Here is a 17,641-nt window from a genome sequence, read left to right as displayed (position 1 = left end):
TCCCCCGGTTGCCCAAGATCGGCACGGCCAAAAGAGCACCGGGGAGGCCGTGAGTGAAACCGGATGTCCCGGGCACTCGCGAGTGCAGAGAGAGGTGCAACCGCCCGGCCGCACCGCACGAGACCGGCCGCGTGGCTGCGCCAGGACGTACGCGAGGAAAGGTGTCATCCGTGTCGCAAGTCGAAGAGTCCATCGAGGTCGACGTCCCGGTTCGCGCCGCGTACAACCAGTGGACCCAGTTCGAGACGTTCCCCGAGTTCATGCAAGGGGTGGAGCGGATCGAACAGCGCACCGACAAGCTCACCCACTGGGTGACGAAGATCGACGGCGTGGAGCGCACGTTCGACGCCAGGATCACCGAGCAGATCCCGGACGAGCGCGTGGCCTGGACCACGGTGGAGGGCGAGGCCAAGCAGGCCGGCGTCGTCACCTTCCACCGTCTGGACGACTCACGTACCAAGGTCATGCTGCAGATGCACTACGACCCCGAGGGTCTCGCCGAGACGGTCGGCGACAAGCTCGGCTTCGTCAAGCGCCAGGTCACCGGTGACCTGGGCCGGTTCAAGAAGTTCATCGAGAAGCGCGGCGGAGCGGAGACGGGCGCCTGGCGCGGCGAGGTGTGACCCGCACGAGACGCGGCGGAGGCCCGGACGACCGGCGAGGTCGTCCGGGCCTTCCGCGTGTCGCCGCGCGTGGCCGCCCGCCGGATGCAGCAATGGTGGCGGCGCTCCCGGTTCAACTGGTCGATGCGGGTTACACAGTGTCTCGGGTTGTACAGCGTCCGAGGTCCCCGAGGACCGGGACTGAGCACACAAGGACGGTCGGAGCGCGTGGTGGAGTGGTTGCGTAATGCTGGAGCGTGGATCGCGCGGGCGTGGAACTCGTCCGGGCACGAACGTCACACGGTGCTTCTCATCGCGAAGCGCGTGCTCGCGGCGACGCTGTCGTGGTGGATCGCGTACGACTTCCTGAACGCCACGTCCCCCGCCTTCGCACCGTTCTCCGCGGTGCTGATCATGAACGTCACGCTCCAGAAGTCGGTGTGGCAGACGCTCCGCTACATCGCCGCGGTCGTCGTCGGCGTGGCGGTGCAGGCCGCGATCGGCTTCAGCGCGGGACCCGACCTGTTCGCCTTCGTCGTGGTCGCCGCCATCGCGCTGAGCCTCGGCCAGTGGACGGCGCTGGGCGAGCAGCGCTCCCAGGTCGCCACCGCCGCGTTCTTCGCCTTCTCGACGTACTCCGCCGCCGCCACGAACGCCGACCGGGCCCTCCAGCTCGGGCAGATCATCCTCCTCGTCCTCATCGGCTGCGGCATCGGTCTCGTCGTCAACCTGTGCATCGCGCCCCCGCTGCGCTACCGCAGCGCCGAGCAGGGCCTGCGCGTCCTCGCCGCGGAGATCGAGTACCTGCTGGACGACATGGCCGAGGGCCTGAGCAGCGGTGACGTGGACGCCGACCGGGCCGAACAGTGGCGCAAGGCGGGCGAGCGCGTGCAGGACGCGGTGGGCCAGGCGCGGACCGGGCTGAGCACGGCGGAGAACAGCGTGCCGTTCAACCCGCGCCGCCTGCTCCCCGCCCACCGCGGCTACCTCAGCTTCGACCGCTTCCGGCAGGCACTCGGCGCCATGGAACGCGCCGTCTACCAGCTGGCCTCGCTGACCCGCAGTCTCGGCCGGTGGAGCGAGACGGAGGACACGTACACCTACGGTCCCGCCCTGGAGGCCTACGCCGACTTCGCCGCGAGCCTGCGCGACATCGTGCACGTCCTCGTCGAACTCGACTCCGACACGCTGTCCGAGCAGGCCAAGGAGATGTGCGGGCTCGCCACCACCGCCCAGGAGGCACTGGAGAAGGTGCTCGAAGCGGCGCAGGAGCACAAGCTGCCGCTGGCCGACGCGTCCCGCCCGTACGGCGTCCTCATCGTCGAGGCCACCCGTCTGATGGAGGAGTTCCAGAACACCTGCGACGTGCTCCAGGACACGGCGGACGCCTGAGCCGGGCGGTCACCGCGGCACTGTCGCAGTCCGGCCCTAAGCTGAAGGACATGCGGACGCGACCCACGTTGACCTGGGAGCCGCAGGGCGACCTGCCTCCGGCCTCGACCGACCTCTCGGCGGTCGTCGCCGCGGTGCGCGCGGGAGGCGTCGTCGTGCTCAGCGGGGCGGGCCTCTCCACGGAGTCCGGCATCCCGGACTACCGCGGTGAGCACGGCGCGTTCCGCCGCAATCACGTGCCGATGACGTACCAGGAGTTCATCGGCAGCGAGGACGCGCGGCGGCGGTACTGGGCGCGCAGCCAGCTCGGCCGCCGGTCCATGGCGGGGGCCCGCCCGAACACGGGCCACCGCGCGGTGGCGGCCCTGGCCGAGGCGGGTCTCGTCACCGGGGTGATCACGCAGAACGTCGACGGGCTGCAGCAGGCCGCCGGCGCACCGAACGTGGTGGAGCTGCACGGCACCCTCGGCCGCGTCATCTGCCTGGACTGCGGTGCCGCGTACGACCGCGCGACGCTCGACGAGCGGCTGCGCCGGGCCAACCCCGGCTTCGAGGAGACCGCCGCCCGGCACCGCGCGGCGCGGGTGAACCCGGACGGCGACGTGGACCTGCCCGACGAGGCCGTCAGCGGCTTCAGGACGGTGGCGTGCACGGCCTGCGGCACGGGCGTCCTCAAGCCGGACGTGGTGTTCTTCGGCGAGAACGTCCCGCCCGAGCGGGTGGCCGTGTGCCGGAGCCTCATCGACGGAGCGACCACCGTGCTGGTCCTCGGCTCGTCCCTGACGGTCATGTCGGGCCTGCGCTTCGTGCGCCAGGCCGCACAGTCCGGCACCCCGGTCCTGATCGTGAACCAGGGCCCCACCCGCGGTGACCGCCTCGCCACCCGCGTCGACCTCCCCCTGGACCGCGCCCTGACGGACGTGGCGCGGCAAGTCCTGCCGCCCTCCTGACACGGGCCCGGCCGCGACAGACGCAACAGTTGGACATCCCGGCCCCACCTCTGGCAACGTCGCCCGTCCGTTCCCGGACCCGAGGGGAGAAACACGATGATCGAAGTGAGTACACGCAGCGTCAAGGAAGCAGCCGCCGCCGAGCAACTGCGCGCCACCACCACGACGCTCGACATTCCGAAGGGTTTCGACCTCTGGACGCCCGAGGAGATCGCGGACTGGCTCGACACCGTAGAGGACGACCCGAAGGTCTCCGACGCGGACTTCTACGAGGCCCAGCAGGCGGTCCAGCGCGTGCTGGACGGCGCCTGATCCGCGTAAACGTGAGGACGGCGCGGTGACGGCTCAGGCCGGCAGCGCCTGCGGGTCCACCTCGCAGTGCTTCACCGAGCCGACGAGGCCGCCGCCGCCGACCTCCACCCGGGCCGTCGCCTTGCCGTCTCCGGGGACCCTGACCTTCTCGGACTGCTCGACGACCGTGATGCCGTCGGCGTCCACGAACGTGACCGAGACCCAGAAGCGACCTGCCTTGTCGTTCTTGTTCGTGACCTGGACCGTCGCGTACGGGGCGGCCTTCGTCGCGCAGCGCACCAGCTTCGCCGTCGCGTCCTCCGTGCGCTTGCCGCCCGACCCGGAAGAGCTCGACGAGCCGGAGTCGTCGGTCGGCAGCCGCCGGTGCGTGCCGCCGCCGTACACGTCGTCATCGTCGTCGTAGCCCGAACCCGACGTCGACGAACCGGACGTGCCTCCCGAGCCGCTCGACGACGAACTGTCGTGGTCCTGGCTCGAGTTGCTGCAACCGCCGCCGCCACCCCCGTCGCCGTGCCGACTGCCGCCGCCGTGGCCCCGGCCCGTCGTGAAGCCGGTCAGGCCCAGGACGGTTCGCTGCGGCGGGTGCGCACGGTGGACTTCGTCACCGGGGACGGCCGCAAGGACCTCGCCGAGGGCGAGCTGCTGCGTTCGGTGACACTCCCCGGCCGCGCCCTGAGGTGCCGCACGGCGTTCCGGCAAGCGTCGCTGCACGCCCTCGGACGCTCCGGTGCCCTCGTCATCGGCACGCTCGACCCCGCGGACGGCTCGCTGGCCCTGACCATCACGGCCGCGACCCGCCGTCCCTTCCGGCTGTCGTTCGCGCGTCCCCCGGGCGAGGCCGAGCTGCGCACGGCGATCACGTCGGCCGTCGCCGACTCCGACTGGTTCGACGACATCCACGGACTGCCCGAGTGGCGACAGCACATGACTCTCCGCCTCGCCGAGCAGATCCGCCGTGAACTCACCCTGGAAGGCGGCCGATGACGTTCACGGTCCGGGTCAACGGGCGGCCCCACGACACCGAGCCGCGCCCCGGCCAGTGTCTGCGCACCTACCTGCGCGAACGCGGCTGGTTCGGCGTGAAGAAGGGCTGCGACGCGGGGGACTGCGGAGCCTGCACCGTCCATGTGGACGGCGAGCCGGTCCACAGCTGCCTCTACCCGGCGGTCCGGGCACGGGGACGGTCGGTCACCACGGTGGAGGGCCTGGCGGCCGACGACGGCGGACTCCATCCCGTACAGCGGAAGTTCCTCGACGCCCAGGGCTTCCAGTGCGGGTTCTGCACCGCCGGATTCCTGATGACCGCCGCCGCCCTCGAAGGCGAACCGGACGACCTGCCGCACCGTCTCAAAGGCAACATCTGCCGCTGCACCGGATACCGGGCCATCGAGGACGCCGTCCGCGGCGTGCGCCACACCGAAACCCCCGGCCCCGGCCAGACGCTGGGCGCGAGCCCCGGTGCCCCGGTCGGCCGCGACATCGTCACCGGCACCGCCCGGTACACCTTCGACGTCGACGTGCCCGGACTGCTCCACATGAAGCTGCTGCGCTCCCCGCACCCGCACGCCCGCATCCTCTCCATCGACACCCGTGCGGCCCTCGCCGTCCCCGGCGTGCACGCCGTGCTCACCCATGAGGACGCCCCCGCCACGCTGTACTCCACCGCCCGCCACGAGGACCCCACCGACGACCCCGCCGACACCCGCGTCCTGGACGACACCGTCCGGTACGTCGGCCAGCGCGTCGCCGCCGTCGTCGCCGACAGCGAACAGGCCGCGGAGGAAGCCTGTCGGCGCGTCGACGTGACGTACGAGCACCTGCCCTGCGTCACCGACCCGGAGGAGGCCATGCGGCCGGGCGCACCCGCCCTCCACGCCGGGAAGGGGCCCGAGGCGCGGATCGCCCGCGCCGAGCACAACATCGCCGGGGAGGTGCACGCGGAGACCGGCAGCGTCGACGCCGGATTCGCCGAGGCCGACGTCGTCCACGAGGGCACCTACCGCACCCAGCGCGTCCAGCACGCGAGCCTGGAGACGCACGGCAGCGTCGCCTGGTTCGAGGAGGGCGGGGCCAGGCGCCTCATTGTCCGGACCAGCACCCAGACCCCGTTCCTCACGCGGCGCGCGCTGTGCGCCCTGTTCGGTCTGCCCGAGGACGGCGTCCGCGTCGTCACGGGACGCGTCGGCGGTGGCTTCGGCGGCAAGCAGGAGATGCTGACCGAGGACGTCGTCGTCCTCGCCGCGCTCAAGCTGCGCCGCCCCGTCAAGCTCGAACACACCCGCGCCGAGCAGTTCCACGGCGCCACCACCCGGCACCCTTTCACCGTCCGCGTCAAGGTGGGCGCCCGCGCCGACGGCACGCTGACCGCCCTCCGGATGCGGGTGGTCTCCGACACCGGCGCGTACGGCAACCACGGGCCCGCGGTGCTGCTCCACGGCGTCAAGGAACCGTTCGCCCTCTACCGGGCCCCGCACAAGAAGGTCGACGCATGGGCCGTCTACACCAACAGCGTTCCCTCGGGCGCCTTCAGGGGGTACGGCCTGGGGCAGGTCACCTTCGCCGTCGAATCCGCCATGGACGAGACGGCGCGTCTCCTGGGCATGGACCCGCTCGACTTCCGCGAGAAGAACGTCATCGGCCCCGACGACCGCCTGACCTGCCCGACCGGTGAGGACGAGGACCTGCACATCGGGTCCTACGGCCTCGGCGAGTGCCTGTCGGTCGTCCGCGCCGCCGCCGAGGACCGGAGCGCCGACGACGTCCCGGAGGGGTGGCTGACCGGCCAGGGCGCGGCGGTCTCGATGATCGCCACCGGACTGCCCGGCGGGCACCACGCCGACGCGCGCGTCCGCCTCCTCGCCGACGGCACGTACGACCTGGCCGTCGGCACGACGGAACTCGGCAACGGCACCACCACCGTCCACGGACAGATCGCCGCCGCGGCCCTCGGCACGACTGTCGACCGGATCGGAGTCCGCCAGTCGGACACCGACATCGTCCGTCACGACACCGGCGTCTTCGGTTCGTCCGGCACGGTGGTCGCGGGCAAGGCGGTCCTGCTCGCAGCGGAGGACCTGGCCGGGCGCATCGAGGCCTTCGCGGCACGGCACACCGGCGTGGCCCGTGACCGGTGCGGGCTCGCCGCGGACGCGGTGGACTGCGCGGGCCGGCGCGTCGCCCTGAGCGCGTTGTACGACGCGGCCCGTGCCGAGAGCGAGCGGGACGAGCCGACGGGGGAGGGGCACGAGACGGCAGGGGAGGGGCACTGGGACGGCAGCCCCCGTTCCGTCGCCTTCAACGCCCAGTGGTTCCGCATCGCCGTCGACCCGGACACCGGCGAGACGCGGATCCTGCGCAGCGTCCACGCCGCGGACGCGGGCCGGGTCCTGAACCCGCTGCAGTGCCGCGGACAGATCGAGGGCGCGGTCGCCCAGGCGCTCGGCGCCACGCTCTTCGAGGCCGTACTGCTCGACGATCGCGGCGAGGTCACCACGGCGGCCTTCCGCCGGTACCGCGTCCCGCACTTCGCCGACGTGCCCCGCACCGAGGTGCACTTCGCGGGGACGACGGACACGATCGGCCCGCTCGGAGCCAAATCGATGAGCGAGAGCCCGTTCAACCCCGTGGCCCCCGCCTTCGCCAACGCCCTGCGCGACGCCACCGGCATCCGTTTCACCGAGACGCCGATGACCCGCGACCGAGTCTGGCTGGCCCTGGACCGGCAGGCGGCGGCGGGCTACGCGGCGGACCGGTCGGAGGACGGCCACACGTAGGGCAGGTCGTCGGGGACGCCGGGGAAGAGCGGGGCGTAGACCTCCGGCGCCTTGCGCACCAGCGCCGACTGATGGCTGAGGTGGAAGGCGGGGTCGCCGAGCCAGGGCGGCAGCTCGCCCTCGTCGGCGAGCTCCTCCTGAGGACGCACGGCGGTGCCGGGGCGGTGCCGGGTGAAGTCGGTGACCAGCGTGGTGGCGCAGGTGTCGGTGCGGCCCTCCGCCACCCACACCGCGCACACGTCGAGGCCGTAGCGGACGAGGGCCTCCTCGTAACCGGTCCACATGCGGACCGCGGGATGGTGCCGCCAGCCGTAGCCGGGCACGGTCAGACCGCGCAGCACTTGCAGGGCCTCGACGCGCTGTTTGCCCAGGCGGGCCTGGTCGAGGGCCGCGGCGGACCGCGTGAATTCGGGGTACGGGAGGAAGGTCTGCACGGTGCATGCCTACCGCGGCGGACCCGATCCCACCCGTGCCCACCCGCCCTCGCGGCACGGCCGGTCAGGGCAGGGGGCCTCCGCGGGCGGCGACCCACAGCTCGTACCACTCCTCGTGCGTGAGTTCGGGTTCCCGGACGACGGCGTCACGGCAGGCGCGGATGCGCTCGGGACGGCTGGTGCCGATGACCGGCGCGATACGGGCCGGATGCCGCTGGAGCCACCACAGCAGGATCGTCTCCGGGGTCGTCCGTCTGCGCTCGGCCAGGTCGGCGACGAGCTCGGCGGCCGGCGCGTCCAGGGGGCCGGCCGTGCCCGGGGGGCCGGTGTAGCGGCCCTGGGCGAGAGCGCCCCACGCCTGGAGCTGGATGCCGCGCGCCCGGCAGTACTCGACGGTCCCGTGCGGAAAGCCGTTCTCCGCTGCCGCCGGCGTGTTCACGAGGACGCCCGCCTCGACCCAGTCCCGGCTGCCGAGGCCCATCTCCAGCTGGTCGGCGACCAGCGGCAGGTCGAGATGGTCCTGGAGCTCCTTGATCTGCGCGGCGCTCATGTTGGACACGCCGAAGCGGCGCACGAGCCCCTGCACGTGCAGCGAGGCCAGTGCCTTCGCGGTGTCCTGAGGGTCCGCCAGCGGATCGGGCCGGTGCAGAAGCAGTACGTCGATCACGTCGGTCCGCAGCCGGGTGAGGCTCTCCTCGACGCACCGAACGATGTGCCCGGACCTCAGGTCGTACATGCCGGGACGGCGCCCGTCGGCCTGCCGGATGCCGCACTTGGTCTGCAGGACGATCCGCTCCCGTAGCCCGGCCGCCCTGCCGAGCAGCTCGCCGAAGACCGCCTCCGACTTGCCGCGCCGGTAGATGTCGGCGTGGTCGAACACCGTGATGCCGATGTCCAGCGCGGCCTCCACGGCGGCCTCGGCGTGGGCGATGTCCGCTGCGGTGTACGGGGCGTCGTCCCAGGTGCCGCCGAGCCCCATGCACCCGTACAGCGGCCGCCCGGCGAATACGTCGGTCTCCTCAGTCATACGAGGTCCTCCCTTCTGCACGACATTTCGCGGGTACGCATACCCATGGGGGAACTTCCAACCGATTCCCCGCGTCGACCGGTGGAATTGGGGCAGACTCGGTCCGGCACGACACACCCGCAACGTGGCACGACCTAGGCACCGTCGAGGAGAACGTGGCCGACACCCCGAACCCCCGCCGACACGGCAGGCAGAACCCACAGACCAGGCAGACCGGGCACGGTCGGCTCTCCGTCGTCCGCTCCGCCGTCGACGGCGTCCGCATCGTCGCCCTGCACGGCGAGATCGACCACGCCGTCAAGGACGAGTTCAGTCAGGCACTGATCCCCGAGGACGGCGCGCCGCCGCCCCGGACCGTCGTCGACCTCAGCGACGTGACGTTCATGGACTCAAGCGGCATCAACGTCTTCATCACCGCGTACCACACCGTCAAGCACGCACAGGGGTGGCTGCGGATCGCCGCCCCCCGCGAGTCCGTGCTGCGCGTCATCCAGCTCATCGGCCTCGACGCCGTCATCCCCTGCCACCCCACACTCGAACAGGCTAGGACCGCCTGACGGCCGCCGCGGTCCGCACCGCGGCGCGTCTGATCTTGCCCATCGAGCTCTTCGGCAGCGAGGCGACGAAGTCGACCTCGGCGGGCACCTGATGGGGGAGGAGCCGGGCGCGGCAGTGGGACGTCAGCTCCGTCGCGGGCAGCGGAGGCCGCGCCACCACGGACGCCCGTACGCGCTCGCCGCCGTCGTCGGTCGTCTCGCCCCAGACCACGGCCTCCACGACCGAGGGGTGGGCCAGCAGGGCTTGCTCCACTTCGAGGGGGTTCACCTTCTTGCCGCCCACGTTGATGAAGGAGTCCTTGCGCCCGACCAGGTGCAGATGGCCCTCGGGGCCGACGCGGGCCACGTCGCCGGTCCGGTACCAGCCGTCGGCGAACGCCTCCCGCGTGGCGTCGGCGTGCCCGAGATAGTGCGTGAACATCGCGGGTGTGCGCACCAGCAGCGCCCCTTCCTCGCCGCGTGCCACCTCGTCGCCCCGCTCGTCGACGACACGGATCCGCACGCCGGGCATGGGGCGGCCCACACCGAGGTCCGCGGCCGAGCCGTCCTCCGGGCGCCGCGCGGCGATGACCCCGGCCTCCGTGCAGCCGTACACCTGCTGGATGTCCAGACCGAGCCGCTCCTTGGCCCGCCGCGCCACGGCGGGCGGCAGGGCGGCCCCCGAGGACAGGCACAGGCGGAGGGCACGGGGCACGGACGGGCTCGCGCCGGCCGCGCGCGTCGTCAGGTCGTAGGCCATGGGGGCGGCGACCAGGACCGTGCAGGCGTGCTCCTCCAGGGCGCGCAGGAGCCGTGCGGGGGTGAAGCGGCCGAGGAGGACGAGTTCCGCCCCGGCGCGCAGCGCGGTGACCAGTCCGGCCACCAGGCCGAAGGAGTGCAGCAGCGGGACGGCGGCCAGGATGCGGTCGTCCTCGGTGATCCCGTAGGAACGGGCGTAGATGTCACCGCCGTTGACGAGGTTGCGCTGCGTGTGGACGGCCACCTTGGGCTCTCCGGTCGAGCCGGACGTGTACTGGTGGAGGAAGGGGGCGTCGGGCATGGCGGCCGCGTCGCCTTCCGGCACCCGGGAGGGGGTGTCGCCGCCCGGGTCCTCGATGGGGATGAACGCGCAGTCGAGCGGGTCCGGACCCTCCGCGCCCTCCAGCGCGGCGAGCCTCGCGGTGTGGCCCATGACGGACAGCGGCCCCAACGCCTCGCGCACGGAACCGAGTTGTGTACGTGTGGTGCCGGGTTCCAGAGGGACCAGGCGCACCCCGAGCCGGGCCGCGGCGAGAAGCGCGACGACGGAGTCCGGGGTGTTCTCCAGGAGCAGCCCCGCCGCGCCGCGCCCGGTGACGCCGAGCGCCTCGAAGCGCCGCGCGGTGGCCCGCACCCTCTCGTGCAGCTCGCCGTAGGTCAGGACGGCGTCCTCGCCGCGCACGGCGACGGCGCGGGGGCGGGCACGGGCGGCACTGTCGAGCAGTTCCCGGAGGGTTGTCGGGCCGGGCCGGCCGGGTCCGTCGGCCTGGTGTTCAGACGCGGTGGCCATCGACCACGCTCTCCTCTCCGTCCTGGTCCGCATGTCCGTTCGCCGACGCCACCGCACCCGCGAAAGGTGTGAGTGCGACGGGCCGGGGCTCCACGGGCTCGGCGGGGTCCTCATCGGGGCGCTGGTGGCGGAAGTAGCGGTCGTAGAGGCGCCGGTACGCCCCGCCACGGGCCAGCAGCGTGGCGTGATCGCCCTCCTCGATGATGCGGCCCTCGTCGACGACGACGATCGTGTCCGCCTTGCGGACCGTGGGCAGGCGGTGCGCGACGACGATCGTCGTGCGGTCCGCCGCGAGTGCCTCAAGGCCCTCCTGGATCTGGGCCTCCGTCAGCGGGTCGATGCTGGCGGTGGCTTCGTCGAGGATCAGTACGGGGGCGTCCTGGAGGAAGACGCGGGCGAGCGCGACGATCTGGCGCTGGCCGGTCGACAGATTCCGGCCGCCCTCGTCGGTGGGTGTGTCCAGGCCCTGTGCGAGCTGCTCCAGCCAGTCACCGCCCGCCACCGCGCGCGCCGCGGCCTCGATCTCGTCGCGTCCGGCGCCCGGCCGGCCGCGGGCGATGTTGTCGGCGACCGTCCCGGAGAAGAGGAACGGCGTCTGTGTCACCACGCCGAGGCAGCGCCGGTACTGGTCCAGGTCCAGGCTGCGCACGTCGAGGCCGTCGACCTCGATGCTCCCCTTCTGGAATTCGTACGCGCGCATGATCAGCCGGACCACGCTCGACTTTCCGGCGCCGGTGTGGCCGACCAGTGCCACGGTGCGGCCCGCGGGGATGTCGAGGCTCACGCCGTTGAGCACGGGGTGTTCGTCGTCGTAGCCGAAGTGGACGTCGCGCAGGGTGATCTCGCCGCGCAGGCGCGGTACCGGCACCCGGTCGAGCTGGCGCACCGTCGACTCGCGGTCGACGAGGGCGAAGACCCGCTCGCCCGCGGCCAGACCCTGCTGGAGCTGACTCCAGAAGGACGCGATGCTGGTGAGCGGCGACCAGAACAGGGCCAGGGCCTCCAGGAACAGCACCCACTCGCCCGCCGACACCGAGCCCGAGTCGACGCCGTGTCCGCCCACCAGGACCACCGCGACCGTGCCGAGTCCCGTGAGGGAGATCAGCAGCGGGAAGATGCCGCTGAACAGGCGGTTCAGCCGGACGCTGGCCTTGAACCACCGGTGGTTGACCTCGTCGAGGCCGGTCTGCGCGGACTGCTGGTGGCTGTGGTTGCGCGCCACGGCGATGCCCCGCAGCGTCTCCTGCACATATCCGTTGACCTCGGCCAGGGCCTCCTGCTGGCGCAGCGAGGCGCTGCGGGCAGCGCGCCGGAAGGCGAGGCTGACGGCGACGATGACCGCTGCGACGAAGGCCGTCACGAGGGCCAGCGGCACGTTGATGACGAACAGGGCGGTCAGCAGGATCACGATCATCAGTACCTGGCCGAGCAGGCTCAGCATCAGGGTGATCAGCGTCGCGAAGGCCTGGGTGTCGTTGGTGACGCGGCTGACGACTACACCGGTCGGGTGCGCGTCGTGGAACGCCATGTCCTGGCGCATGGCCGCCGCGAACGCCCGCTCGCGCAGCTTGAGCACGACGTCACCGGCCATGGTCCCGGCCGCGCGCTCCTGAAGGAGGTTCAGCAGCCAGGCGGCGATGCCCGCGACGAGCATGGCAGCGACCAGCCACGCGAGACGGCCGTCGCCGTCGTCCTTCAGGGCCGAGTCGACGGTCCGCGCCAGGAGCAGCGGCACGGCGCTGCCCGCCGTGGCGGCGATGATCACGGCGAGGGTCACGAAGACCACGGCCCGGCCCTTGCCGCGGAAGTACGGGGCGATACGGCGGGCCAGCTCGCGGTCGCCGTAACGGCGGTCGTAGTCGTCCGGGTCGATGCCCTCCAGCAGATGCGCCATCAGTGGCTCTCCTCCTTGGCGCCCGCGGAGTCCGGGCCACCGGGTGCCGGCGTGCTCAGATAGGGCGCGAAGATCCTGCGGTACAGGGAACAGTCCCGCAGGAGCTGTTCGTGGCTGCCCTGGTCGACGATCCGGCCGGCGTCCAGGACGAGGATGTGGTCGGCCGCCCGGATGCGGGACAGCCTGGGGGTGACGAGGAACGTGGTCCGTCCGTCCGAGGCCTGCCGCATGGCGCGCTGCACCTCGTACTCGGTGGCGCTGTCGACGGCACTGGTCGCGTCGTCCACGGCGAGGATGCGCGGGTCGGCGATCAACGCGCGGGCGATGGCGAGGCGTTGGCGCTGGCCTCCGGAGAGGGTGACGCCGCGTTCGCCGATGACGGTGTCGTAGCCGTTCTCGGCCGCCGTGATGAAGTCGTGTGCCTGCGCGATGCGGGCCGCGTCCTCCATGCGGGAGCGGTCGGTCCCGTTGTCCGAACCGAGGCTCAGGTTCTCCGCGATGGAGCGGGAGAAGAGCATCACGTCCTGCTCGATGACGGAGGTGCGCGAGCGGAGCGCCCCGATGTCCCAGTCCGTGGTGGGGACGCCGTCGACGAGGACGCGTCCTTCGTCCGGGATGTAGGTGCGGTTCAGCAGGTGCAGGAGGGTGGACTTGCCGCTTCCCGTGGCGCCGACGATGGCCACGGTGGTGCCGGGGGCGACCCGGAAGGACACGTCGCGCAGCACCGGCTTGCCGGGTTCGTAGCCGAACGTGACGTTCTCCATGGCGACTTCGCCGACGACGGGTCCGGTGTGGCGGCCGCCCCGCTCGTCCTCGCCCTCGGGGTCGTCGACGACCTCCTTGATGCGCTGCGCTCCCGCCATGCCGAGGTAGATGAGCCCGAGGCTGAAGGACGCCAGCTGGGTGGGGGCGCGCAGGGTGCCCATCAGTCCCAGGACGGCGACGAGTTCGCCGATGCTCAGGGAGTCGTCGCGCAGCAGGATGACGGAGTGCACCAGGGCGCCGACGGTGGCGAGGGTCAGCAGCAGCGGGGACAGGGCGAGTGCCTGGGTGCGGATCTGGCGTACGGAGGCGTCCCGGTACGCGCGGGCAAGATCGGTGAAGCGGGCGCGTTCCTGGTCGGCACCGCCGGTCGACCCCACGACCTCGATGCCGGCGATGCTCTCCGACGCCTGGGCAGTCATGTCGCCGAAGCGCTCGCGTGCCGTGTCGGAGACGGGCTCCAGACGACGCCCGTGTTCGGCGAGCGCCACCGCGAACAGCAGGACGAAGACGACGGGGGAGACCAGCAGCCGCGGGTCCACCAGGGCGATGAACACGATCGGCATCAGGATGTTCAGGGCGAGGTCGACGGCCAGGTCGAAGCCTGGTGACACCATCAGGTTCAGCGACTCCGCGTCGCCGGTGGCCCGTGCGGACAGGTCGCCGACGCGCCGCCGGTTGAAGTAGCCCTGGCTCTTGCGCAGCAGGCTGGCGAAGACCTGGGCGCGCGCGTTGCGCTCGAGCCCACTGGCGAAGGACTCCAGGCTGTACGTGGACATGATGCCGCCCAGCGCGCGGACGACCACGAGCGCGAACAGGCCGGCGGCGATGGCGTGGAACGTGCCGAAGTCGGGCGATCCGTCGTCCTGGTCGAGGACGGCGTCGAAGGCAAGGCCGGTGACCAGCGGGATCGCCGCGGTCAGCGACTGCCAGGCGAGGCTGCCCAGCAGGAACAGGGCGATGTACGGCCTGAAGGGCCGCATCTGTGCGAGCAGCCAGCGGGGGACGCTGCGCCGGTCGGCGTCGTCGTCGGTGTCGTCGGCTGCCGTGGCGCCCGCCATGGTCTCGGCGGTCATCGGCGCTCCTTGTCCGTGGTCGAGGGCCGCAGCGTCTCCGGGTCCGGAGAGATCCGGAGGTCCGGGCGTCCGGAGGTCCGGAGGTCGGAAAAGACAGCGACGCATGGTTTTCGGCCATCACTTAGCGAATTTGTGGGCGAGCGGCACGCAGGCCTTTCCGGCCGCCAATGTGAATTCGGTCCGGCCGGAATGGGAGTGTCGCCGTAGGTGGCCGCGCGAACGGATCACCCGGCGCGCCTGTGGGGTGGCGGTGGGCGAGGCGGGCGTGCCGTGGCATGGAAGCTACTGGTTTTCACCCCGAAAGGAAAGTCCGCATCCGGGCTGCGCGAATACCCGCGAGTTGAAAATTAAATCAACCGTACGCGTGGTGTGCCGAGGTCTTTTTCGGGCCGCTCGGCCTGAACGGGTCGCGTCAAGTGGAATGGTTGAAGTCGCTTGAAACGTCTGGGTACTGTGATGAGTGTCCAGTGCTGAAAAGCGCTCGCAACTGCGTACCTATTGCAGGTCTGTGCAGTGGTGAGCCGGCCGCGGCCTGCCGGTGGACGGCGCGGGGCGGCGTCATCTCCCCACGTCGGATACGGCGGGAACCGTGGCGACAGTGAGGAGGAATGCGAGTGAGTCAGGCGCTGTGCCACCCCCCGTTCCCAGGAGAGCAGCTCGTGGTGACCACTCTCGTGCGCAACGGATTCCTGCAGCTCGGGCTGCGGGCCGCGCTGTCGACGGCGCCCCTGGTCAGGGACGTCAGACACTGCGGCGACTGGGGCGAGGTGGAGGAAACCTTACGCAACAACCAAGTGGACGTGCTGTTCCTGCACGAGAAGGACTACAGCCCGGATCGAGGCGTGCTCGTGGACGCCCGACGGCACCGCCCGAAGATTCTCCTTCTGCTCACCACCACCGAGGTCCCCGAAGAAATACTCGCGGGTCCCTCGGTACCCGACGGATTCCTGGTCGAGAACGAGTTGACCGCCACCGCGGTCGAGGACGCGCTCCAAGGGATCGTGGCCGGCGAGGTGCCCATGCCCACCTCGGTCACCCGGGCGCTTCTGCGGCGCGTCCGGGAGCCGGAACAGCAGCGCAGGCGGCGCGTCGGCAACCTCACCGGCCGTGAGAACGAAGTGCTGCCGCTGCTCGCCGAAGGGCTGAGCAACAAACAGATAGCCCGGCGCCTCGGCATCTCCAGCCACGGCGTCAAACGCATCGTCGCCAGCCTGCTCCTCAAGCTCGGCGCACCCAACCGTACGGCCGCGGTGGTCACCGCCATACAGAACGGACTCATCACCTGAGGGCACGTCATATCCCTGTCCGCCCGGTGCCCCACGCTGCCGGAGCTGTCGGCACCGCGGGGTTCGTCCCGCCGGGCGGACAGGGACGCTTCCTTTTCGGAAGTCTCTGCGTCGAGTGCGTCCGTAAGTCTCTACGTCGCGTGTGACGGCCTTTCCGAAAATCCGGAAATCCGCATGCCGTGCGGCGCGACGCGTCGGTTAACTCGCATGCCCCCGATACTCGTGGTGCCCGAATGGTGTGGGAAGCCCCCACCGGGCGCCCGTTCGGTGCGCCGTATCGGGCAGCCCGAGCGGGTGGACGGTGACCGAACGGTCAGCCCCGAAAGCGCGGGTGCCGCTCGCGCGAACCCGGCGTTACGGTGAATCGGCGCGTCCCCACCCACCTCATCGTGCTGGAAAGGACCGAGCCGTGGCCGAATTCGTCCGGCACCGCATCCCCTTCGCTGGACGACGGTCGGTCACCGCGCCGGCGACCTGCGCCCAGCGGCACCTCTGGAATCTGATGCAGCGGCAGCTGCCCGACGCCTCCTTCTACGACGTGTGCTACTGGGTGGCGCTGCCCGGCCACGGCACCGCACAGGACCTGCTCGACGTCTGCGGCGAACTGGTCGTACGCCACGAGTCGCTGCGCACGGCCTTCCACCGGGACGCCGATGGCTCCCTCGTCCAACACGTCGTGGATGCCGCCGAGTTCGAGGCCGAGGTGTGGACGCTCGCCCCACACGAAGACCCCGACGGTGTGCGCCGGGCCTGGGAGCGAAGGATGCGGCACACCCCCTTCGACCCCGCACGGGCCCCGCTCATCCGGTTCATGGTGACCGTCGTCGACGGCGTTCCCGTGCTCGCCGCGTTCTGTGTGTCCCACCTCTCGGTGGACCTCACCTCGGTGCGGCTCCTCGCCGACGAGCTGACCCGGCTGCTCGACGCGCGGGCGGCCGGCCGCCCCCTGCCACCCGCCGCACCGGCACGGCAGCCCGTCGAGCAGGCACAGCTGGAGCAGTCCCCGCGCGGCCGTGCCCTGCAGGCGCGGTCACGCACCTACTGGCAACGGCAGCTCGACCGCGCGCCCGCGACCCTGTTCCCGGACCGCGGCGGCCCCGCGGCCCCGGTCCGGTACAGCGCCGGCATGAGCTCCCGTGCCGTGGCGCTCGCGGTGCCGGTCCTGGCCCGGCGCTGGCGGGTGAGCACGTCCGTCGTGCTGCTGACCGTCGTCGCCCGGCTCCTCGGACGCCGGGCCGGATCGCCGTCGTGCACCCTGCGCCTGCTCACCGCCAACCGGTCGGACCCCGATGTGCGCGGCACCGTCGCCAACCTCCACACGGAGGTGCCGGTGACCATCGCCCTGGACGGCGACCGCGCCGAGGACGTCGCACGCCGCGCCCTCGCCGCGTGCACCGCCGCCTACGCGAACGGCCTCTACGACCCCGACGACATCGCGCGTCTGATCGCCGACGCCCGCGGACCCGGCGTACCAGTGGACCTCTCGTACTGCTTCAACGACATCCGGGAGGAACAGCCCCTGCCCGACACGGCCGACGGCGACGGTGCCGTGTCCGGCGAGAGCCCGCGGGCCGCCATGGCCGACACCGTCGTCGCTCCGGACGAGTTCGAGGAGGGCGAGACCTTCTTCGTCGTGGTCGACGACGAGGTTCCCGGCTGGATCCGCGTGGTCCTCAACGCCGACCACCGGGCGCTCACCCCGTCCGAGGTCCACGCGTTCCTCCACGACATCGAGCGCCTGCTCGTCGAGTACGTCGAGGACGCCGGGGGAGAGCACGGTCCCGCCGCCGCGGTGGGCGGCGCGGGGAGGGGCGCGGCCACAGAGTCGTAAGGGCCAGGGGCCCGCTCCGACGCGCGCCGACCGTCCGGCTTCCGCCTGCCGACGGCCGGCGCCGCGGCATGCCCGGACGCGGACCGGCGACCCCCGTGCGCAGGATGATCCCAGCAGGTCAGCGCGTCGGCCATGTGCATCGGACCGGGCTTTCGGAGTAGCCGGATGACCCTAGCCCAAAGTGGGGGTGTTCGATCACCGGGGACCCGGCAAGACT

Annotated in this window: 14 protein-coding genes and 1 pseudogene; 9 read left to right on the top strand and 6 right to left on the bottom strand. The window is 71.7% G+C overall.

Annotated elements, in window-relative coordinates; translation table 11 throughout:
* The first annotated feature begins 170 nt into the window (after nucleotides 1-170).
* The 4 genes from DEJ47_RS02470 (at nucleotide 171) to DEJ47_RS02455 (ending at nucleotide 3,256) form a co-directional block, all read left to right on the top strand.
* Complete coding sequence (locus DEJ47_RS02470; RefSeq protein WP_150164471.1) at nucleotides 171-623, top strand: SRPBCC family protein; 453 nt, start codon at nucleotides 171-173, stop codon at nucleotides 621-623.
* A gap of 282 nt (nucleotides 624-905) precedes the next feature.
* Complete coding sequence (locus DEJ47_RS02465; RefSeq protein ID WP_223828201.1) at nucleotides 906-1,994, top strand: FUSC family protein; 1,089 nt, start codon at nucleotides 906-908, stop codon at nucleotides 1,992-1,994.
* A gap of 50 nt (nucleotides 1,995-2,044) precedes the next feature.
* The gene (locus DEJ47_RS02460) at nucleotides 2,045-2,944 is read left to right on the top strand and encodes an NAD-dependent protein deacetylase (RefSeq protein ID WP_150164469.1); all 900 of its coding nucleotides are present in this window, start codon (nucleotides 2,045-2,047) and stop codon (nucleotides 2,942-2,944) included.
* Nucleotides 2,945-3,049: 105 nt separating this feature from the next.
* The gene (locus DEJ47_RS02455; protein WP_150164467.1) at nucleotides 3,050-3,256 is read left to right on the top strand and encodes a hypothetical protein; all 207 of its coding nucleotides are present in this window, start codon (nucleotides 3,050-3,052) and stop codon (nucleotides 3,254-3,256) included.
* A 33-nt stretch (nucleotides 3,257-3,289) separates the two neighbouring features.
* Here DEJ47_RS02455 and DEJ47_RS02450 read toward each other — a convergent pair whose 3' ends face one another.
* Nucleotides 3,290-3,640 carry a hypothetical protein gene (locus DEJ47_RS02450; protein WP_223828200.1) on the bottom strand — a complete coding sequence of 117 codons (351 nt, stop codon included), beginning with the start codon at nucleotides 3,638-3,640 and terminating at the stop codon, nucleotides 3,290-3,292.
* A 171-nt stretch (nucleotides 3,641-3,811) separates the two neighbouring features.
* Here DEJ47_RS02450 and DEJ47_RS02445 point away from each other — a divergent pair.
* Nucleotides 3,812-4,240, top strand: a pseudogene (locus DEJ47_RS02445) (FAD-binding molybdopterin dehydrogenase); the annotation flags it as partial.
* Nucleotides 4,237-7,029: a molybdopterin-dependent oxidoreductase gene (locus tag DEJ47_RS02440; RefSeq protein ID WP_150164465.1), complete on the top strand. Its 2,793-nt coding sequence runs from the start codon at nucleotides 4,237-4,239 to the stop codon at nucleotides 7,027-7,029. The pseudogene DEJ47_RS02445 and the gene DEJ47_RS02440, both read left to right, overlap by 4 nt.
* Here DEJ47_RS02440 and DEJ47_RS02435 read toward each other — a convergent pair.
* Entirely contained in the window at nucleotides 6,993-7,463 is a 471-nt protein-coding gene (locus DEJ47_RS02435; protein WP_150164463.1) for an MSMEG_6728 family protein, read from the bottom strand. The two genes, DEJ47_RS02440 and DEJ47_RS02435, sit on opposite strands and share 37 nt — an antisense overlap.
* A gap of 64 nt (nucleotides 7,464-7,527) precedes the next feature.
* A complete protein-coding gene (locus DEJ47_RS02430; protein WP_223828199.1) occupies nucleotides 7,528-8,490 on the bottom strand; it encodes an aldo/keto reductase family oxidoreductase in 963 nt (320 codons plus the stop codon).
* 155 nt (nucleotides 8,491-8,645) lie between these two features.
* Between DEJ47_RS02430 and DEJ47_RS02425 the strand changes: the two genes are divergently transcribed.
* Nucleotides 8,646-9,047, top strand: coding sequence for an STAS domain-containing protein (locus DEJ47_RS02425; RefSeq protein WP_150164461.1), 402 nt, complete (start codon nucleotides 8,646-8,648; stop codon nucleotides 9,045-9,047).
* On the opposite strand, the gene DEJ47_RS02420 is transcribed toward DEJ47_RS02425, so the two are convergent.
* Genes DEJ47_RS02420 through DEJ47_RS02410 form a run of 3 tightly spaced genes read right to left on the bottom strand, consistent with a single transcriptional unit; the run spans nucleotide 9,034 to nucleotide 14,307 of the window.
* Complete coding sequence (locus tag DEJ47_RS02420) at nucleotides 9,034-10,575, bottom strand: class I adenylate-forming enzyme family protein (RefSeq protein ID WP_161234658.1); 1,542 nt, start codon at nucleotides 10,573-10,575, stop codon at nucleotides 9,034-9,036. The genes DEJ47_RS02425 and DEJ47_RS02420 overlap by 14 nt on opposite strands.
* Nucleotides 10,559-12,469 carry an ABC transporter ATP-binding protein gene (locus tag DEJ47_RS02415; protein ID WP_150164457.1) on the bottom strand — a complete coding sequence of 637 codons (1,911 nt, stop codon included), beginning with the start codon at nucleotides 12,467-12,469 and terminating at the stop codon, nucleotides 10,559-10,561. The genes DEJ47_RS02420 and DEJ47_RS02415 overlap by 17 nt, the downstream gene beginning before the upstream one ends.
* Complete coding sequence (locus tag DEJ47_RS02410; protein ID WP_161234659.1) at nucleotides 12,469-14,307, bottom strand: ABC transporter ATP-binding protein; 1,839 nt, start codon at nucleotides 14,305-14,307, stop codon at nucleotides 12,469-12,471. The genes DEJ47_RS02415 and DEJ47_RS02410 overlap by 1 nt, the downstream gene beginning before the upstream one ends.
* 659 nt (nucleotides 14,308-14,966) lie before the next feature.
* Between DEJ47_RS02410 and DEJ47_RS02405 the strand changes: the two genes are divergently transcribed.
* Together DEJ47_RS02405 and DEJ47_RS02400 are read left to right on the top strand one after the other, a co-directional pair.
* Entirely contained in the window at nucleotides 14,967-15,593 is a 627-nt protein-coding gene (locus tag DEJ47_RS02405; RefSeq protein WP_190415238.1) for a helix-turn-helix transcriptional regulator, read from the top strand.
* A 409-nt stretch (nucleotides 15,594-16,002) separates the two neighbouring features.
* Nucleotides 16,003-17,424 (top strand): condensation domain-containing protein, encoded by a 1,422-nt coding sequence (locus DEJ47_RS02400; RefSeq protein WP_150164452.1) that lies wholly within the window; start codon nucleotides 16,003-16,005, stop codon nucleotides 17,422-17,424.
* Nucleotides 17,425-17,641 lie beyond the last annotated feature (217 nt).

It is taken from the genome of Streptomyces venezuelae, from assembly GCF_008642355.1.
Classification (GTDB): domain Bacteria; phylum Actinomycetota; class Actinomycetes; order Streptomycetales; family Streptomycetaceae; genus Streptomyces; species Streptomyces venezuelae_B.
This window is presented reverse-complemented; position numbering and strand designations above follow the sequence as displayed.

Excerpts from the sequence above, each read along its gene's own strand:
- DEJ47_RS02430 (WP_223828199.1), bottom strand. The coding sequence starts at position 8,490 with ATGACTGAGGAGACCGACGTATTCGCCGGGCGGCCGCTGTACGGGTGC.
- DEJ47_RS02410 (WP_161234659.1), bottom strand. The coding sequence starts at position 14,307 with ATGACCGCCGAGACCATGGCGGGCGCCACGGCAGCCGACGACACCGAC.
- DEJ47_RS02460 (WP_150164469.1), top strand. The coding sequence starts at position 2,045 with ATGCGGACGCGACCCACGTTGACCTGGGAGCCGCAGGGCGACCTGCCT.
- DEJ47_RS02420 (WP_161234658.1), bottom strand. The coding sequence starts at position 10,575 with ATGGCCACCGCGTCTGAACACCAGGCCGACGGACCCGGCCGGCCCGGC.
- DEJ47_RS02440 (WP_150164465.1), top strand. The coding sequence starts at position 4,237 with ATGACGTTCACGGTCCGGGTCAACGGGCGGCCCCACGACACCGAGCCG.
- DEJ47_RS02415 (WP_150164457.1), bottom strand. The coding sequence starts at position 12,469 with ATGGCGCATCTGCTGGAGGGCATCGACCCGGACGACTACGACCGCCGT.